The sequence below is a fragment of the Jannaschia sp. S6380 genome (assembly GCF_023015695.1).
Classification (GTDB): domain Bacteria; phylum Pseudomonadota; class Alphaproteobacteria; order Rhodobacterales; family Rhodobacteraceae; genus Jannaschia.
Genome location: NZ_JALKAS010000001.1, coordinates 1,402,413 through 1,419,433 on the forward strand (window position 1 = coordinate 1,402,413; position 17,021 = coordinate 1,419,433).

General features: G+C 67.4%; 16 protein-coding genes. 6 read left to right on the forward strand and 10 right to left on the reverse strand.

All coding sequences use genetic code 11. The features are described 5' to 3' along the window. Positions 1-3 precede the first annotated feature (3 nt). Genes MWU52_RS07140 through iolD form a run of 5 tightly spaced genes read right to left on the reverse strand, consistent with a single transcriptional unit; the run spans position 4 to position 5,380 of the window. The gene (locus MWU52_RS07140; protein ID WP_246950695.1) at positions 4-843 is read right to left on the reverse strand and encodes a class II fructose-bisphosphate aldolase; all 840 of its coding nucleotides are present in this window, start codon (positions 841-843) and stop codon (positions 4-6) included. Continuing rightward, positions 840-1,694: a 5-deoxy-glucuronate isomerase gene (locus MWU52_RS07145; RefSeq protein WP_246950696.1), complete on the reverse strand. Its 855-nt coding sequence runs from the start codon at positions 1,692-1,694 to the stop codon at positions 840-842. The genes MWU52_RS07140 and MWU52_RS07145 overlap by 4 nt, the downstream gene beginning before the upstream one ends. Next, positions 1,675-2,682, reverse strand: a complete 1,008-nt coding sequence (gene iolC, locus MWU52_RS07150) for a 5-dehydro-2-deoxygluconokinase (protein WP_246950697.1) — start codon at positions 2,680-2,682, stop codon at positions 1,675-1,677. Before iolC ends, MWU52_RS07145 begins: the two co-directional genes overlap by 20 nt. Beyond that, complete coding sequence (locus MWU52_RS07155) at positions 2,679-3,518, reverse strand: phytanoyl-CoA dioxygenase family protein (protein WP_246950698.1); 840 nt, start codon at positions 3,516-3,518, stop codon at positions 2,679-2,681. The genes iolC and MWU52_RS07155 overlap by 4 nt, the downstream gene beginning before the upstream one ends. Beyond that, a complete protein-coding gene (iolD, locus tag MWU52_RS07160; RefSeq protein WP_246950699.1) occupies positions 3,518-5,380 on the reverse strand; it encodes a 3D-(3,5/4)-trihydroxycyclohexane-1,2-dione acylhydrolase (decyclizing) in 1,863 nt (620 codons plus the stop codon). Before iolD ends, MWU52_RS07155 begins: the two co-directional genes overlap by 1 nt. A 118-nt stretch (positions 5,381-5,498) precedes the next feature. Here iolD and MWU52_RS07165 point away from each other — a divergent pair, with 118 nt between their 5' ends. From MWU52_RS07165 to MWU52_RS07175, 3 genes are read left to right on the forward strand one after another with little or no spacing between them, the layout of a single operon-like run. Next, on the forward strand, positions 5,499-6,620 hold the full coding sequence (locus MWU52_RS07165; protein WP_246950700.1) for a Gfo/Idh/MocA family oxidoreductase: 1,122 nt from the start codon (positions 5,499-5,501) through the stop codon (positions 6,618-6,620). Then, on the forward strand, positions 6,617-7,522 hold the full coding sequence (locus tag MWU52_RS07170) for a TIM barrel protein (protein ID WP_246950701.1): 906 nt from the start codon (positions 6,617-6,619) through the stop codon (positions 7,520-7,522). The genes MWU52_RS07165 and MWU52_RS07170 overlap by 4 nt, the downstream gene beginning before the upstream one ends. Beyond that, the gene (locus tag MWU52_RS07175) at positions 7,519-8,673 is read left to right on the forward strand and encodes a Gfo/Idh/MocA family oxidoreductase (RefSeq protein WP_246950702.1); all 1,155 of its coding nucleotides are present in this window, start codon (positions 7,519-7,521) and stop codon (positions 8,671-8,673) included. The genes MWU52_RS07170 and MWU52_RS07175 overlap by 4 nt, the downstream gene beginning before the upstream one ends. Here the strand turns inward: MWU52_RS07175 and MWU52_RS07180 are convergent. Next, positions 8,670-9,668: a LacI family DNA-binding transcriptional regulator gene (locus tag MWU52_RS07180; protein ID WP_246950703.1), complete on the reverse strand. Its 999-nt coding sequence runs from the start codon at positions 9,666-9,668 to the stop codon at positions 8,670-8,672. The genes MWU52_RS07175 and MWU52_RS07180 overlap by 4 nt on opposite strands. Positions 9,669-9,855: 187 nt before the next feature. Between MWU52_RS07180 and MWU52_RS07185 the strand changes: the two genes are divergently transcribed. Genes MWU52_RS07185 through MWU52_RS07195 form a run of 3 tightly spaced genes read left to right on the forward strand, consistent with a single transcriptional unit; the run spans position 9,856 to position 12,753 of the window. Further along, on the forward strand, positions 9,856-10,806 hold the full coding sequence (locus tag MWU52_RS07185) for a sugar ABC transporter substrate-binding protein (protein WP_246950704.1): 951 nt from the start codon (positions 9,856-9,858) through the stop codon (positions 10,804-10,806). A gap of 52 nt (positions 10,807-10,858) precedes the next feature. Continuing rightward, positions 10,859-11,977, forward strand: a complete 1,119-nt coding sequence (locus MWU52_RS07190; RefSeq protein ID WP_246950705.1) for an ABC transporter permease — start codon at positions 10,859-10,861, stop codon at positions 11,975-11,977. Then, positions 11,977-12,753 (forward strand): ATP-binding cassette domain-containing protein, encoded by a 777-nt coding sequence (locus MWU52_RS07195; RefSeq protein ID WP_246950707.1) that lies wholly within the window; start codon positions 11,977-11,979, stop codon positions 12,751-12,753. Before MWU52_RS07190 ends, MWU52_RS07195 begins: the two co-directional genes overlap by 1 nt. Here MWU52_RS07195 and MWU52_RS07200 read toward each other — a convergent pair. The 4 genes from MWU52_RS07200 to MWU52_RS07215 all read right to left on the reverse strand — a co-directional run bounded on the left by MWU52_RS07200 (position 12,750) and on the right by MWU52_RS07215 (position 16,967). Next, entirely contained in the window at positions 12,750-13,889 is a 1,140-nt protein-coding gene (locus MWU52_RS07200; protein ID WP_246950709.1) for an NAD(P)/FAD-dependent oxidoreductase, read from the reverse strand. The genes MWU52_RS07195 and MWU52_RS07200 overlap by 4 nt on opposite strands. Next, positions 13,886-15,379, reverse strand: a complete 1,494-nt coding sequence (locus MWU52_RS07205) for a tripartite tricarboxylate transporter permease (protein WP_246950711.1) — start codon at positions 15,377-15,379, stop codon at positions 13,886-13,888. Before MWU52_RS07205 ends, MWU52_RS07200 begins: the two co-directional genes overlap by 4 nt. Positions 15,380-15,407: 28 nt before the next feature. Then, positions 15,408-15,896 carry a tripartite tricarboxylate transporter TctB family protein gene (locus MWU52_RS07210; protein WP_246950713.1) on the reverse strand — a complete coding sequence of 163 codons (489 nt, stop codon included), beginning with the start codon at positions 15,894-15,896 and terminating at the stop codon, positions 15,408-15,410. A gap of 81 nt (positions 15,897-15,977) precedes the next feature. Further along, complete coding sequence (locus MWU52_RS07215; RefSeq protein WP_246950715.1) at positions 15,978-16,967, reverse strand: tripartite tricarboxylate transporter substrate binding protein; 990 nt, start codon at positions 16,965-16,967, stop codon at positions 15,978-15,980. Positions 16,968-17,021: the final 54 nt, after the last annotated feature.

Genomic DNA, 17,021 nt, shown 5'->3' on the forward strand with positions numbered 1-17,021 from the left:
GCATCACTCCGCGTCCGGTCTGCCGAGGGTTCGAAGGACATCGCGGGCGGCCGCGACCATCGGATCATGGGTGCGCCGCAGCAGCGCGACGCGGTCGAACTCCTCGGGATCGGCGGCGAGAGCGCGGCGCAGGGCGGTCCCGAACGCCATCCGAAGCTCGGTCCCGATGTTGAACTTGCAGATGCGCGAGGTCCGAGCCAGCCGTGCCCGCTGCGCCGCCGGCACGCCGGATCCGCCGTGGATGACCAGCGGAATGTCCGTGACCGCCTCGATCGCACGCAGTCGGTCCTCGTCCAGGCCGCCCTCCTGCCGCTGCTGCAGATGGACGTTTCCGACGGAGATCGCCATTGCGTCCACCCCCGTCCCTTCGGCGAAGCGGGCAGCGGCATCGGGGTCGGTCCCCGACGAACCCTCGCCCGCCGCATAGCCGACGAAACCGATCTCCCCCTCGCAGGACGCGCCGGCATCATGCGCCATCCGGGCGACCGCCGCCGTCGCCGCGATGTTCTCGTCAAGCGGCAGGCGCGAGCCGTCGAACATCACCGAGGTGAACCCCGCGTCCAGCGCGGCGCGGCAGTCCGCGGCGTCGTAGCCGTGATCCAGATGCGCCACGACCGGGATCGACGCCGCGTCGGCCAGGTGCCGGAACATCCGACCCAGCACCGGCAGCGGCGTATGGGCGCGGCAACTGGGCCCGGCCTGCAGGATCACCGGCAGGCCCTCGGCCTCGGCGGCGGCGACATAGGCGCGCATGTCCTCCCACCCAAGCGTGACCAGGCCACCCACGGCGTATCCGCCCGCCATCGCGGGGCGCAGAACCTCGGCCAGCGTGGCCAGCGTCATTTGAACTTGGCCACCATGTCCTTGATGCCGGGGATCGTCTCGATCTGGGCGGCATGGGTCGGCTGGAAATATTGCACCAGGCTGCGCTGCGACAACCCGCCGAGAATGGTGAAATAGTACATCTCGTATCCCGGCATCACGGCGCAGGGATGGTATCCCTTGTCGATGCAGATCGTCGATCCGTCCATCAGCTGATAGGCATCGCCCGGGCGCCCCTCCTCGCGTTGCAGGATCTGGACGCCGGACCCGTGATCGGGCCGGAAGCGGAAATTATAGGTCTCGTCATGCCGCGTCTCGATGATCGTCCCATCCGCGTCCGCCCGGTCGGTGTCGTGCTTGTGCGCGGGAAAGCCGGACCATCCGCCCTGCCCCACGGTGAACAGTTCCGACACGAGCAGGCGGCCCACCTTGCCGTGCTGCTTCTGACCCAGGATGTGCTTGATCTTGCGGTGCGTCTTGGTGTCGTCGCTGCCGTATTGCACCAGGTCCAGCTCCGCGGTGCGGACGTCGAAGGGGTCGAGCACCTCGTCATGGCGCGCGCCGGCGATGAAGGTTTCGGTATCGCGGATGCAGGTGATCGTGGCCGTCGCACCCACGGGGACGTATACTCCCTCGGGCTCTCCATCCCAGACGTCGGTGCCGCGCTGGCCCAACCCGCCGAAATCGGCGCCTTCGATCGACACGTCGACCGTGCCCGTGGCCGGAACGATGCACGTCTCATAGCCGGGGACGCGGTATTCGAACGTCTCGCCCGCCTTCAGCTTGACGATATTGAAGTAGTTCAGCGGCACCGTCGGATCGTCGGCATCGACGATGGGCCGGTTGCGGTTGTCATGGGGCGCGATGTGCATCGGGTTCTCCTGCGGGATCTGTGGGGCCTGGATGGTCTGCCAGGAAGCGGTCCAGTTCGGCGGGCGTGGGCATCGCGGGCGCGCAGCCCGGACGACCGACCACGATCGCCGCGCAGGCCGACGCGCGCAGCACCGCCGTGCGAAGGTCGGATCCGCCGGCGATCGACGACAGCAATCCGGCCATGAAGCTGTCGCCCGCCCCCGTCGGCTTGAGCGCGTCGACGGCATAGATCCCGGTTCGAAACTCGGCGCCGTCGGACAGGGTTACGGCGCCCCGTTCGCCCATCTTGTAGATGACGATCCGGTCGGCGGCGGCCAGTTCGCGCGCCTTGGCGTAGCCCTGGTCCAAACCGCCGGCCATGAAGCCGAACTCCTCGTCATTGCCGACGATCATGTCCGATTGCGCGCCGGCGTGCGACAGGACTTGCTGCGCGACCTCCGGGCCTGGCCAGCTGTAGGGGCGGTAGTCGATGTCGAAGATAATCGGCAGCCCGGCCGCGCGCGCTAGGTCGAAGGCGCGGAAGGCGGCGCTGCGCGACGGCTCGGCCGCGAAGACCGTGCCCGCCGTCACCAGTGCGCCGAACCGGGTGTAGTCCACCGCCTCGACATCTTCCGCGGTCATCTCGAAATCGGCGGCACCATTGCGATAGATGACCGACTGGTGCCCCTCGACCCGGCTTTCGTAGAGAGCCAGCGAATTGCGCGCCTCGCCGCCCACGGGCGTGACATGATCGGTGGCCACGCCGTACTGGCGCAGGCGGTTCAGGCAAAACCGCCCGACGGAGTCGTCCGACACCCGCGTCACGAGGCTTGCCCGCCCGCCCAACTTGACGATCCCCGCGGCCGTATTGGCCGAGGAGCCACCCATGTCGGCCGTGAAACCCTCGGCATCTTCGGTCGCGACGCCCGGGGCGGGATACAGGTCCATCCCCACGCGGCCGACGATGACGAAGCGGTTGCGGCGGATGCCATCGAGAAGCGCACTCATCCCCGCCCCACGGTGTTGCCGCCCGCCGCCTGGTCCAGAACCTCGGGGTAGGGAAAGTTCAGACCGATCAGCTGGCGGATGTCGTCGTCTGCCGCGTCGACGAACGAGGCCGGCAGCCCGGCGGGCAGATCCTCCATCGGCTTGACCCATTTCGGCAGGTACTGAATCAGGATCGCGCTGCGGTCACGTGCCGACCGGTTCGGCATCGCGCAATGCCAAGTCGCGCCGTAGAAAAGCACCACATCACCCGGCGCACCGGTCATTCGCGCGCATTTCTCGTGGAATTCGTCCTCGGGGCCCGGATATCGCAGATGCCGCTGGCTGCCGGGAACATAGGCCGTCGCGCCGCTCTCCTCGGTGAACGGGTCCAGGATGACCGAGACCTGCGCGTTCATGGGAAACGAGCCGTTCAGCCGCATCGGATGCGTGCCGGGTTCGTGGAAATCCCAGTAGGGATAGTCGATATGCGGCTCCTGCCCCGGCCCGCCGGGCAGGATGCGATTGGCCGCGATCGACCCCATGATGAACTCGCTTCCCAGAAAGCGGCGCAGGACGCGCATCAGGACGGGATGGGCCGCCATCCGCGAAAAGACCTCGCCCTTCGCCAGCAGGTTCCAAACGCGCCGCTGCAGTTCGATCCGGCCCGTCTCCTCGGCCTCGCCCTGGAAATGCGTGACCTTTCCGGGGTCGCGGTCGGACTCAGCCATCACGATCGACCGGGCCTCGGCGATCTGGTCGTCGTCGATCAGCCCGGTGATCCGCACCGCTCCCGCCCCACTCAACAACTCCTCGGCGATCGTATCGGGGTCGGCGGTCCGGTCGGTAAAACTCCGCATCAGATGCCCTTCCTCTGGCGCGCACGCCCGGTCTCGACTTCGCCATGAGCGGCGGCGACCTTGGGATGCTCGGTGGCATGCGGCGTCCCGACCTCCCACCAGGCATGGCCCTGGGTCGTCCAGCCCTCGTAGGCATCGACCTTCATCACGATGACGCAGGTCCGGTCGGCGGTCTGCGCCCGTTTGAATGTCTCGGCGAACTCGGCCATCGTCCCGACCGTTTCGGCACGTGCGCCCATGGCGGCGGCATGGGCGGCGAAATCGACGGTGAAGGGGTCGGGCACGGTGGGACAATCGGCAATCAGGTTGTTGAAACTCTCCAGCCCGGTGTTGTTCTGCAGCTTGTTGATGACCGCGAAGCCGCCATTGTCGAGAACGCAGACGATCAGCTTCTTGCCGGTCAGGACCGAAGAATAGATGTCGGAGTTCATCAGCAGGTAGGACCCGTCGCCCGTCAGGACGATGGTCTCTCGCTCGGGCTCGCGTTCGGCCTGCGCGATGCGCGCGCCCCAGCCGCCCGCGATCTCGTATCCCATGCAGGAGAAACCGAATTCCACGTCCACGGTGCCGATGGCCTTCGTCTGCCAATGGGCCGTGATCTCGGCCGGCAGCCCGCCGGCCGCGGCCACGATGCGGTCGCGCGGATGGCACAGGTCGTTCACCACGCGGATCGCCTGGGCATAGGAGTTCGGCCCATTGCCCGGTCGCGTGACGGCATCGGTATAGACGATCCATTCGGCGCGGGCATCGCGGGCGAAATCCACCCAGTCTGACGGCGCGCGATAGCCGTCCAGATCGCCCAGCGCCGCCAGCGCCAGCCTGGCATCCCCCACCACCGGAAGCGACAGGTGCTTGGCCGCGTCGTGGCGCGCGACGTTCACGCCTATGATGCGCGCATCGGGCGCGAAGGCTGTCCAGGACCCGGTCGTGAAGTCCTGCAACCGGGTGCCCACGGCCAGGATGACATCGGCGCGTTCGGCGATGGCGTTGGCGCTGTCGGAACCCGTGACCCCGACCGGCCCGATATTGAGGGGATGGTGCTGCAACAGGTTTGCGCGTCCGGCGATGGTCTCGACCACGGGGATGTCATGCGCCTCGGCGAAGCGGGTCAGCTCCTCCGTGGCGCCCGAATACTGCACGCCGCCGCCCGCGATGATCATCGGGCGCGCCGCCCCGCGCAGCAGGTCGCGCGCCTGGGCCAGTTCGCCTGCATCCGCGGCCTGACGGCGGATCCGGTGCACACGCTTGTCGAAGAATCGGGCCGGATAGTCATAGGTCCAGCCCTGCACGTCCTGCGGCAGGCCGATGAAGGCGGGGCCGCAATCCGCCGGATCCAGCATGGTGGCCAGTGCGGCCGGAAGCGACTGGAGGACCTGTGCCGGATGGGTGATCCGGTCCCAGAACCGCGTCACGGCGCGGAATGCGTCGTTCACCCCCAACGTCGGGTCGCCGAAATGTTCCAGCTGCTGGAGAACGGGGTCGGGCAGCCGCGTGACATAGGTATCACCGCAGAGCATAAGAAGCGGCAGCCGGTTGGCATGGGCCAGCGCCGCGCTGGTCAGCAGGTTCGCCGTCCCAGGCCCCGCGCTCGCCGTGCAGAACATGAACCGCCGACGCAACCACTGCTTGGCATAGCCCGCGGCGGCGAACCCCATCCCCTGCTCGTTCTGCCCGCGGTAGAGCGGCAAGACGTCCCGCGCATCCCAGAGCGCCTCGCCCAGACAGGTGACGTTGCCATGGCCGAAGATCCCGAAACCGCCGCCGCAGATGCGGACCTCCTCGCCGTCGATCTCGATATACTGGGCGGCGAGAAACCGGACGATCGCCTGCGTCGTGGTCAGTTTCACTATCTCGTTCGCCATCTTCTGAACCCATCCCCGTCGCGGTCGACCTTGCCGATTTGCATCTTGCGTGGTCTCGAATCCGAGGATACGAATTTTGCAACCGGTTGCAAACCTAATTCCAGGCACGGGATACGACATGACGGATATCGGCATCGGGATCGTCGGCGGCGGGTACATGGGCAAGGCCCACGCCGTGGCGATGTCGGCCGTTGCCGCCGCCTTCGATACGGCCCTGCGACCGCGGCTGGAAATGATCTGCGCGCGTTCCGCCGCATCGGCCGAAACCTATCGTGCGGCCTACGGCTTCGCGCGGGCATCGGACGACTGGCGGAAGCTAGTGGCCGATGATGCGGTCGAGGCCGTCATCATCGCCTCGCCGCAGGAGACGCACCGCGCCATCGCCGAAGCCGCCCTCGCGCGCGGCAAACCCGTGTTCTGCGAAAAGCCCCTGGGCGCGACGGTCGAGGACAGCCGCGCGATGGCACACGCCGCACGGGGCAAGGTCGCGATGATCGGCTTCAACTACATCCGCACGCCGGCCAGCCAGTTCGCCCGCAAGCTGATCGCGGACGGCACGATCGGCGAGGTCACCTGGTTCCGGGGCGAACATGTCGAGGACTTCCTGGCCGATCCGGACACGCCCGCCAATTGGCGCACGCGCGGCCCTGCCAACGGCACCATGGGCGATCTGGCCCCGCACATGATCAACGGCGCGCTCGGCCTGATCGGGCCGATCGCCACCCTGATCGCCGAGGTCGAGACGGTTCATCCCCGGCGTCCCGGCGGCGCGGTCGACAATGACGACCACGCCCAGGTGATGTGCCGCTTCGCGAACGGGGCAATGGGACAGATGTATTTCAGCCGCGTGGGGCACGGCCGCAAGATGGGCTATGCCTATGAGGTGACGGGCACCAAGGGCGCGATCCGGTTCGACCAGGAGGATCAGAACGCCCTCCACCTCTACCTGGCGTCGGACCCCGAACCGATCCGCGGCTTCCGCAAGATCCTGACAGGTCCGGCACATCCCGACTACGCCGCGTTCTGTCAAGGGCCGGGTCACGGCACCGGCTACCAGGACCAGATCATCATCGAGGCGCGCGACTTCCTGCAGGCCATCGCGACCGGCAAGCCGGTCTGGCCGACGTTCGAGGACGGTCTGGCCGTGCACGAGGTCGTCGCCGCCGCCCAGAATTCGGCTGCGCGCCGGGCATGGGTCGACGTGCCCCAGCCCAACCACATTCCAGAGGCCGCCCAATGACCATCAGAATCGGCAACGCCCCCTGTTCCTGGGGGATCGAATTCCCCAGCGATCCCGCCTACCCGAGCTGGCAATCGGTCTTGGATCAATGTGTGGCCGCCGGTTTCGACGGGATCGAGCTTGGCCCCATCGGGTACATGCCCGAGGATCCCGCCATTCTCGCCCCGGCGCTGGCCGAACGCGGGCTGGAGTTGATCGGCGGCGTGGTGTTCCGCCCCTTTCACGACCCCGATCAATGGCAGGACGTCCTCGATGCAAGTCGGCGGACCTGCGCGGCCCTGGCAGCGCATGGCGCGCCGCATCTGGTTCTGATCGACAGCATGTCGCCGCGCCGCGCGGCCACCGCCGGACGCGCGGCCGAGGCCGAGCAGATGGAGGCCGCTGAGTGGCGAGCGTTTCGCGACCGCATCGCAACCATTGCCCGCATGGGGCACGAGGAATACGGATTGACGGTCGCCATCCATGCCCATGCGGCGGGCTTCCTAGATTTCGAACCCGAGCTGGAGCGCCTGTTGGACGAGGTCGACGACACCATCCTGAAGATATGTCTGGACACCGGGCACCATTCCTATGCCGGCTATGATCCCGTCGCCTTCATGGACCGCCATATCGAGCGGATCTCCTACATGCATTTCAAGGATATAGACCCCGAAGTTAAAGCGGATGTCGTCGCCAACCGGACGGGGTTCTATAAGGCCTGCGGCCAAGGCATCTTCTGCAACCTGGGTCAGGGCGATGTAGATTTCCCGGCTGTTCGGCAGCATTTGCTGGATGCGGGGTTCAGCGGCTGGTGCACGGTCGAGCAGGACTGCGATCCGTCCCTTCCGGGCACGCCGTTGGAAGACGCGCGCGCGAACCGCGCCTATCTGGCGTCGATCGGTTTCGACGGGGCCACGGCGTGAACCGGCTGCGCTGGGGCATGATCGGGGGCGGCGAAGGCAGCCAGATCGGGCCGGCCCACCGCCTGGGTGCCGGGCTCGACGGGCTGTTCACCTTCGCGGCCGGTGCGCTGGATCACCGGGCCGACGCTGGCATCGCATATGGCCGTTCGCTGGGCCTCGGCGACCGGGCCTATGGCAGTTGGCAGGAGATGCTCGCGGCCGAGGCGGCGCGCGACGACCGGGTGGACCTTGTCACGGTCGCCACGCCGAACGCCACGCATTTCGAGATCACCCGCGCCTTCCTCGAGGCCGGCTTCCACGTCCTGTGCGAAAAGCCGATGACGATGTCCGTCGAGGAGGGCGAGATCATCGTCGAGACGGCACGCCGGACGGGACGCATCTGCGCGGTGAACTACGGCTACAGCGGCTATTCTCTGGTGCGTCACATGCGGGCGATGGTGGCGCGCGGCGACCTTGGGCGGGTGCGTCTGGTCAAAGCCGATTTCGCCCACGGACATCACGCGGATGCCGGCGATGCCGACAATCCGCGGGTGCGCTGGCGCTACGATCCGGCGCAGGCCGGCGTGTCGGCGCAGTTCGCCGATTGCGGCATCCACGCGCTGCACATGGCCAGCTTCGTCACCGGTCAAGAGGTCACCAAGCTCAGCGCCGACATCGTGTCCTGCATTCCGTCGCGCACCCTCGAGGATGACGCCATGGTCGACTTCCGCATGGATGGCGGTACGGTGGGCCGCCTCTGGACGTCCTCGATCGCGCTCGGGCGGCAGCACGGGCTGGCGATCGAGGTGTTCGGCGAAACGGGCGGCCTGCGCTGGAGCCAGGAGCAGCCAAACCAACTCTATCACATGCCGCTCGGCGGTCGCCTGCAGGTGATCGAGCGGGGCGAGGCGGATCTGTCGCCCGAGGCGGACCGGACGTCGCGCGTAACTGTCGGACATGCCGAGGGGATGCCGCTGGCCTTCGCCAACATCTACAAGGATCTGGCCGAAGCGATCACCGCGACGAAGGAAGGGCGCGCGATCGACCCCGCGGCCGACCTGTATCCGCGCGCCGAAGATGGGCTGCGGTCGATGGCCGCCGTTGCCGCCGTGGCCGAGTCGGGGCGCAACGACGGCGCGTGGCGCGATGCCCGCCCGCCGATGTTCCGTTAGGGCCGCGGGCGCAGCGTCGCGCGCTCGACCACCTGGCACGGGAAAAGCCGGGCCTCGGGGTACCGGTCCGGGTCCTCCAGCATCGCACACATCAGCTCGACCGAGGAAGTCACGATCTGCCGGATCGGCTGGCGGATCGTGGTCAGTGCGATGTTCTCCCAGCCCGACATTTCCATGTCGTTGAACCCGATGAGGCCGACATCGTCCGGCACACGCCGACCGGTGTCCCGGATCGCACTGAGCGCACCGATGGACAGGACGTCGTCGCCGCAAAAATAGGCCTCGGCCAGTTCGCCGGAGGCAAGGCGTTGCATCTCGCGCCGCCCGGCCTGAAACGAATAGGCATCGGCGAAGGAGTGGTCGACGGCGACCTCCGGCGCCGCCGACAACGCCTGCAGGAAGCCGTGCAGGCGGTCCTGCGTCGACGTCGCCGCCTGCGGCCCGCCCAGGAACGCGACCTTGCGATAGCCCCGTTCGATCAAAGCGCGCGCAGCCATCCGACCGGCGGCGACGTTGTCGATGCTGACGACGTGGACGTCGGGGCTGCTTGAATAACGACCGAAGGTGCTGACCACCGGGATGCCCTTGTCGCGGAACGCCTTGGCGAAGGCGGGCGGCAGGGTCGAGGAGGCGACCACCACCCCGTCGACGGAATACCGATGAAGCATCTGGACGGAATGGTCGGGATCCGTCTCGTCGCTGAGGTTGACCAGCAGGGGTCGCAGCCCGCGATCCTGCAGGCCACGGGTGAATAGGTCGAACACCTCCAGGAAGATCGGATTGTGGAAGTTGTTCGAGATCAACCCGATCAGCTTGGTGCGCCGCGTCGTCAGGCTCCGGGCGAGGAAGTTCGGCTGGTATCCGAGTTCGGCCGCCGCCTTTTCGACCTTCCGGCGCATCTTGCCGGAGACAGACGCACCGTCGGTGAACGTCCGCGAGACCGCGGATGGCGAGACCCCCGCCCTGATCGCCACGTCCTTGAGAGTTGCCGGCATGTCGCCCCTCGGTTCCGTCGCCCCCCTCTCCCATGTGGGCGGGGTCCGGTCCATCCCGCCGATCAAACCCGCATCCACAGCAAATTGCAACCGGTTGCAAAAATGATGATTCCGTGGTTGGATGCCCGTGGGAGGCGGCGAAAGTGCGCACTCATGCCGAAGAACCGGTATCCTTGGGAGGACTCACATGAAATCGATCATCAAGACGATGGCGCTGACGGCCGCGGTCGCCGCCGCGCCCGTGATAGCGGCCGCGGATGGCCATGGCGACGACCTGAACTACATCCTGGTCAGCCATGCGCCCGATAGCGACAGCTGGTGGAACACCATCAAGAACGGCATCGCGCTTGCAGGCGAGCAGCTCGACGTGACCGTCGAGTACCGCAATCCGCCCACCGGCGATCTGGCCGACATGGCGCGGATCATCGAACAGGCCGCCGCCTCGGACCCCGACGGCATCATTACCACGCTGGCCGACTATGACGTGCTTTCCGGTCCGATCCGCGCGGCCGTCGACCAGGGCATCGATGTCATCATCATGAACTCCGGCACGCCCGAGCAGGTGCGCGAACTGGGCGCCCTCATGTTCGTGGGCCAGCCCGAATACGATGCCGGCCTCGCCGCAGGTCAGCGCGCCGCCGCCGACGGTGTCGAAAGCTTCGTCTGCGTCAACCACGTCATCTCCAACACGGTCGTCGCCGAACGGTGCCGCGGCTTCGCCGACGGGCTGGGCGTCGAACTCGGCGACAGCATGATCGATTCGGGTCAGGACCCGGCCGAGATCAAGAACCGGGTGACCGCCTACCTGACCGCCAACCCCGAGACCGACGCCATCCTGACGCTCGGTCCGACCTCGGCCGACCCGACCATCCAGGCCGTCAAGGAGATGGGGCTGGATGGCGAGATCTATTTCGGCACGTTCGACCTGGGCACCGAGATCGTGAACGCCATCAAGGACGGCACGATCAACTGGGGCATCGACCAGCAGCCCTTCCTGCAGGCCTATCTGCCGGTCGTCGTCCTGGCCAATTACGACCGCTACGGCGTCCTGCCCGGCAACAACATCAACTCCGGCCCCGGCTTCGTGACCGCCGACGGTCTGGAGAAGGTCGAGGAGTTCGCGGGCGAGTTCCGCTGAGCCGACTTCGGGCGGCCCCCCACGGGGCCGCCCCCTTCCCGGAGGACATGCGATGGCCGACACGCCGCAAGTCGCGCTCGACGAGCGCGTAAAGGAAATCTCGCCCCTGCGGCGTGCCCTGATCCGACCCGAGCTGGGCGGCATCATCGGGGCCGTCGCCGTCTTCACCTTCTTCGCCCTGCTGGCGCATGACAGCGGCATGTTCAACGCGCAGGGTGTGATGAACTGGTCCACCGTCTCGGCGCAGTTCATGATCATCGCCGTGGGCGCATGCCTTCTGATGATCGCGGGCGAATTCGACCTGTCGGTCGGATCCATGATCGGTTTCGCCGGCATGATGGTGGCGATCTTCGGCGTCACGCTCGGATGGCCGATGTGGCTGGCCATCCTCGTGACCTTCGCCATCTGCATCGCGTTCGGCGCGCTCAACGGCTACATCGTCGTGCGGACCGGCCTGCCCAGTTTCATCGTGACGCTGGCGACGCTGTTCATCCTGCGCGGCTTCACCATCTTCATTCCGCAGACCATCGAGCGGAAGACGATCATCGGCGGCATCCGCGAGGCGGCCGAGGGCGACTGGCTGGCCCCGATTTTCGGCGGCAAGATCGGCGGAAGCCTGTTCCAGTGGCTGGGCGACGCCGGCGTCATCGGCACGTTCAGCCGCGGCAACCGCGCCGGACAGCCCGTCGTGGACGGCATCCCGATGCTGATCGTCTGGGCGATCGTGCTGGTGATCTTCGGACATATCCTGCTGACGCGGACGCGGTTCGGCAACTGGATCTTCGCGGCCGGCGGCGACGCGCAGGCGGCGCGCTATGCCGGCGTTCCGGTCAACGCCGTCAAGATCCGCATGTTCATGTTCACCGCCTTCTGCGCCACGGTCTTCGCCGTCTGCCAGGTGATGGAGTTCGGGTCGGCGGGCGCCGACCGCGGTCTGCTGAAGGAGTTCGAGGCGATCATCGCCGTCGTCATCGGCGGCGCGCTGCTGACGGGGGGCTACGGCTCGGTCATCGGGGCAGCGCTGGGCGCGCTGATTTTCGGCGTGGTGCAGCAGGGGCTGTTCTTCGCCAACGTCGAATCCTCGCTCTTCCGGGTGTTCCTTGGGGTGATCCTGCTGCTGGCCGTGATCCTGAACACATATATCCGCCGCCTCATCACCGGAGAACGCTGATGGATCCGATCATCCGCATGAAGGACATCCAGAAGCATTTCGGCTCGGTCATTGCGCTGGCCGGCGTCACGATCGACTTCTACCCGGGCGAATGCCATTGCCTTCTGGGGGACAACGGCGCGGGCAAGTCGACCTTCATCAAGACGATGTCGGGCGTGCATCAGCCCACCTCGGGCGAGATCCTGTTCGAGGGGCGGCCGATGCAATTCGACGACCCCCGCGACAGCATCGCCGCCGGGATCGCGACCGTTTATCAGGACCTGGCGATGATCCCGCTGATGTCCGTCAGCCGGAACTTCTTCATGGGCAACGAGCCCATACGCCGGATCGCGGGCCTGCCCCTGTTCGACCACGACCATGCCAACGACGTGACCATGACCGAGATGCGCAAGATGGGCATCAACCTGCGCGGCCCCGACCAGGCCGTGGGTACGCTGTCGGGCGGCGAGCGGCAGACGGTCGCCATCTCGCGCGCGGTCTATTTCGGGGCGAAGGTCCTGATCCTGGACGAGCCGACCTCGGCCTTGGGCGTGCGCCAGACGGCCAACGTGCTGGCCACGGTCGACAAGGTCCGCAAGCAGGGCATCGCGGTCGTGTTCATCACCCACAACGTCCGGCATGCGATGGCAATCGGCGACCGCTTCACCGTTCTGAACCGCGGCAAGACCTACGGCACGGCGAACAAGGGCGAGATTTCGCCCGAGGAATTGCAGGACATGATGGCCGGGGGCCAGGAACTGGCCGCGCTGGAGGGATCGCTGGGCGGCACCGTCTAGGCCAGGCCGGATGTGCGGGTCCCGCCCTGCGCCAGCAGGTCCGCCACATGGCGCCCGATGGCCAGCGACGAGGTCAGGCCGGGGGACTCCATCCCGAAAAGGTGGACCAGTCCGCGCCGCCCGTGATCGGCCGGGCCACGGATCATGAAGTCCGCCAGCTTTTCTCCGGGCGGCGTGATCCGGGGCCGGATGCCGCAGGTGTCGGGGTACAGCGCCCCGTCGGGCAGGTCCGGCCAGAACCGGCGCAGGGCGGCGGCGACCGGGGCGGCGTCCATGTCGTGGCGATAATCGATGTCCGGTGGCGGTACGATCCGCGAGCCGGGTCCGATCCTCGCCTGCCCCGTGAAGTCCCGCAGGGCGTGGACCGCGGGGGCGGGCGTGCCGGGTGCCGGATAGATCAATCGTGCAAATGGTGACGGCGCGCCGCCGAGCGAGAAATAGCAGGCTTTCACGAAGGACTGGTGTGGAATCGCGAACGCCGGATCGGCCAACGCGCGAGCGACATCCCAGGCGCCCAGCCCCGCGGCATTCACGAGGTTCCGGGCCGCAATGCGCGTGCCGGCGGCATCGCCGACCTCAAGGACGTAGCCCTCTGCGTCCCGATGGACCCCGACCAACCGGGCATTGCGCGCAAGAACCGCCCCGTCCGCCTGTGCCTCGCCCAGGATGGCATGCATGAGGCCGACGGCATCGACGACCCCCGACGATGGAACCAAGACCGCGCCATGGCAGCGCAGCCGCGGTTCCAGGCGCGCGGCCTCCTCGCCGCTCAGAGGGCGCATGCCCTCCACCCCGTTCGCCGCACCCCGATCGACAAGCGCGGCCAACGCCGGCATCTGGTTGGCTTCGGTCGCCACGACGAGCTTGCCGCAAGCCGCATGATCGACCCCGCGCGTCCGGCAGAAATCGTAAAGACGCGCACGCCCGTCTCGGCAAAGTCGCGCCTTCAGCGACCCGACGGGATAGGCGAACCCCGCGTGGATAACCTGCGAATTGCGGGCGCTGGTGTGGTGGAACCCCGACTCCTCGGCCTCCAGGATCAGGACCTCGTGACCGTCACGCGCCAGCGCCCGCGCGATCGCCAGGCCGGTGACACCGCTGCCGACGACGACGGTCTGCACCCGGTCGAGGCTCATGCGGCGGGGCGGCGCGCCGCCTTTGCGCCGGCACGCGCGATGGCGAAGACCGTGATCGCCGTCAGTGTCCAGAACACCCAGGTGATCGGACCACGGAACAGGATGGTCGGGGAGGAGCCGCTCATCAGCATCGCCTGACGGAAATTGTCCTCCAGCAGCGGGCCCAGGATGAACGCGATCAGGAACGGTGCGGCCGGAATACGGAAGCGCAGCATGAAGAACCCGACCCATCCCATGGCGAACATGACGCCCACGTCGAACAGGTTGTTGTTCACCGCGAACACGCCGTAGATGCACAGCACCATCACCGCCGGAAACAGAACGCCCCGCGGGATGTCGGCGACGAAGCGGAAGCCCCGGATCGCGACGGACCCGACCAGGAACAGAAACGCCGAACTGACGATCAGGCCGATGAACAGGCCATAGATGACGTCGGTGTTGAGGATGAACATCATCGGGCCCGGTTGCAGCCCGTGGATCATGAAGGCCCCCATGATGATCGCCGTGATGACGTCGCCTGGCACGCCCAGCGCCAGAAGCGGGATCAGGGTGGCCCCCGCGACGCCGTTGTTGCCTGCCTCGGCCGCGGCGACGCCCTCCAGCTCGCCCTTGCCGAAATTGGCCTTGTTGGGCGATTTCCGGCGCGCCTCGGAATAGGACAGGAAGGCCGACGGCGCGGCGCCGATGCCGGGGATCGAACCCAGGAACACGCCGATGAAACTGCCTCGCAGGATGGATTTGAAACTGTTCCGATATTCGCGGAACGTCACCCAGTCGCGGCCGAGGGCGCGTGTCTGCCCCTCGTGCCCCCGGGGGTTCCAGACCATCGAGATGATCTCGGGGATGGCGAAGAGACCGATCAGCACGGCGATGAAGTTCAGCCCGCCCATCAGGTTCGGATCGCCGAAGGTGAAACGGTTGGTGCCGTAGACCAGATCCAGCCCCACGGTGGCCAGCAACAGTCCCAGAAGCGCCGAGAGCGCGCCGCGCAGCAGGCTGTCGCCCGACACGCCTGCGATGATCGTCAGCGAGAAGAGGATGAGGGTGAAGAACTCGGGCGGACCGAAGGACAGCGCGAAGGAGGCCAGCCACCCCGCGAATAGGATCAGCGCCAGGTTCGACACCAGGTCTGCCGTGCACGACGCCCAGAGCGCCATCCCGAGCGCCTTTCCCGCGCGCCCCTGTTCGGCCAGCGGATACCCGTCGAGGACTGTGGCCGACGAGGCCGGCGTGCCCGGCGTCTTGATGAGGATCGCGGGGATCGAGCCGCCGAAGATGCCGCCCTTGTAGACGCCCAGCAGCAGCAGGATGCCCGTGATCGGCTGCATCGCGAAGGTGAAGGGCAGCGTCAGCGCGACCGCCATCGTCGCCGACATGCCGGGGATCGCGCCGCCGATGACACCGACGACGACGCCGATGGCCAAGGCGAGGAAACTCTCGACGTTGGCGACGAGCGTGAGGCCGGCCAGCAGACTGTCCAGAAGGCTCATGCCGGGCGGGGCGGGCTGTCGGGACGTGTCACGGCAGCCGCACCAGCTCGCCCTGCGGAATCGCCACGCCCGCGACCTTGGAGAAGAACAAGTAGAGGACGAGCGGCACCACCACCGCCGAGCCGAGCGCCCAGGCCGGGTGCCTCGTTCGGACCAAGAGTGCCATCGCCGAGAAGGTCCCCATCGCCGTCCAGACCATGCCGAGCCGCGGCAGCGCCCAGAAGGTGGCGAGCATGACCAGCGCCGCGCCCGCAAGCCGCAGGAAGGCGGCCCGGCGATCGTCGACATCCCAAGGATCGGGGGCCGCGCGGGGCAGCGCGAACGCCGTGCCCACAAGGCCCAAGCCCACGATGGCCGTCAGCCCCGCCAGCGTTGTCGGCCAGAACAGCGGCGACAGGACGATGTTGCGCACGTTGCTGGGCGTCGACACCCAGGACGGGATGGCCACGAGGCCAAGGAACGCCGCCGCGATCACGGCGCCGATCCCCAGTTGCAAATGCAGGCGACGGTCGTTCACGCGGGCGTCTCCGTCATCGGGGGGGAGGACCCGCCGAGGCATCCAGAGCCTTCAGCATGCTCCGCCCCACGGCCAGCGGACCTATCCTTCGATCCGCATGCCCAGATCGTCGACCAAGGCGCGGAACACCTCGTACTGCTCGCGGATGAAGGTGTTGGCTTCCTCCGGGCTCATCACGTCGATGATCGAACCCGCGGCCTCCATCGTCTCGCGGAACTTGGGGTCGGCGGCGGCCGTGGCCATCCAATCCTCCCACTTCGCGGCGACCTCGTCGGGCAGGCCTGCGGGCCCGGCGATGCCGGTCCAGCCGACGAGCTGTTCCAGTTCGGGGTGGCCCAGTTCGGCGGCGGTGGGGGCGTCGAAGCCCACGACCGGCTCGGCCGTGGTCACCATCAGCGGCGTCATCTGGCCGTTGGCCACGAACCCCGCCAGGGCCGAGGTGTTGGTGCACAGGAAATCCGCCGTCCCGTTCAGGACGGCCGTCGCGGCGGCCCCCCCGCCCTGCTGCGGAATATGGGTCGCCGTGTTCGCGGCATCCTCCAGCCCGAACGCGTCGAGAACCATCGCGCCGCCCAGATGCAGCCCCGACCCGACCCCCGAGGACGAGAAGCTGATCCCATCCGACTTGGCCTTGGCCACCAACTCCTCCATCGAGGTGATGTCCGACCCCGCGGCGACCGCGCAGGCGAAGGGATTGATCTCATAGACGGTGACGAAGCGGAAATCGTCCAGCGTGTAGGGCAACGTCGCCTTCATGGCCGGACTGACCGTGTGCGAGCCGACGCGCGCGAACAGCATGGTGTACCCGTCCGGCTTGGCGTTCTGGACCGCGACCGATCCGGTCGCGCCGCCCGCGCCGGTGATGTTCGCCATCACCAGCGGCTGGCCCACGGCGTCGCCCAGCGGGGCCGAGATCGCCCGTGCCGAGATGTCCGTCGCACCCCCCGCGCCATAGGGAATGACCATGTTGATCGAGCGTTCGGGATACTCCGCCAAGGCCGCGACGGTCGTCATCCCCAGTGCCGCAACCCCAAGAACCGCGCGCCCCAGCCCCGTGTCGAATAGTGTCATGAATCCCTCCCGATTTTTTGGACCGCCCCCGTGGCTGCCGAAACGACATCACCC

Excerpts from the sequence above, each read along its gene's own strand:
- iolD (WP_246950699.1), bottom strand. The coding sequence starts at position 5,380 with ATGGCGAACGAGATAGTGAAACTGACCACGACGCAGGCGATCGTCCGG.
- MWU52_RS07155 (WP_246950698.1), bottom strand. The coding sequence starts at position 3,518 with ATGCGGAGTTTTACCGACCGGACCGCCGACCCCGATACGATCGCCGAG.
- MWU52_RS07165 (WP_246950700.1), top strand. The coding sequence starts at position 5,499 with ATGACGGATATCGGCATCGGGATCGTCGGCGGCGGGTACATGGGCAAG.
- MWU52_RS07190 (WP_246950705.1), top strand. The coding sequence starts at position 10,859 with ATGGCCGACACGCCGCAAGTCGCGCTCGACGAGCGCGTAAAGGAAATC.
- MWU52_RS07195 (WP_246950707.1), top strand. The coding sequence starts at position 11,977 with ATGGATCCGATCATCCGCATGAAGGACATCCAGAAGCATTTCGGCTCG.
- MWU52_RS07200 (WP_246950709.1), bottom strand. The coding sequence starts at position 13,889 with ATGAGCCTCGACCGGGTGCAGACCGTCGTCGTCGGCAGCGGTGTCACC.
- MWU52_RS07185 (WP_246950704.1), top strand. The coding sequence starts at position 9,856 with ATGAAATCGATCATCAAGACGATGGCGCTGACGGCCGCGGTCGCCGCC.
- MWU52_RS07180 (WP_246950703.1), bottom strand. The coding sequence starts at position 9,668 with ATGCCGGCAACTCTCAAGGACGTGGCGATCAGGGCGGGGGTCTCGCCA.
- MWU52_RS07145 (WP_246950696.1), bottom strand. The coding sequence starts at position 1,694 with ATGCACATCGCGCCCCATGACAACCGCAACCGGCCCATCGTCGATGCC.
- MWU52_RS07140 (WP_246950695.1), bottom strand. The coding sequence starts at position 843 with ATGACGCTGGCCACGCTGGCCGAGGTTCTGCGCCCCGCGATGGCGGGC.
- iolC (WP_246950697.1), bottom strand. The coding sequence starts at position 2,682 with ATGAGTGCGCTTCTCGATGGCATCCGCCGCAACCGCTTCGTCATCGTC.
- MWU52_RS07215 (WP_246950715.1), bottom strand. The coding sequence starts at position 16,967 with ATGACACTATTCGACACGGGGCTGGGGCGCGCGGTTCTTGGGGTTGCG.
- MWU52_RS07170 (WP_246950701.1), top strand. The coding sequence starts at position 6,617 with ATGACCATCAGAATCGGCAACGCCCCCTGTTCCTGGGGGATCGAATTC.
- MWU52_RS07205 (WP_246950711.1), bottom strand. The coding sequence starts at position 15,379 with ATGAGCCTTCTGGACAGTCTGCTGGCCGGCCTCACGCTCGTCGCCAAC.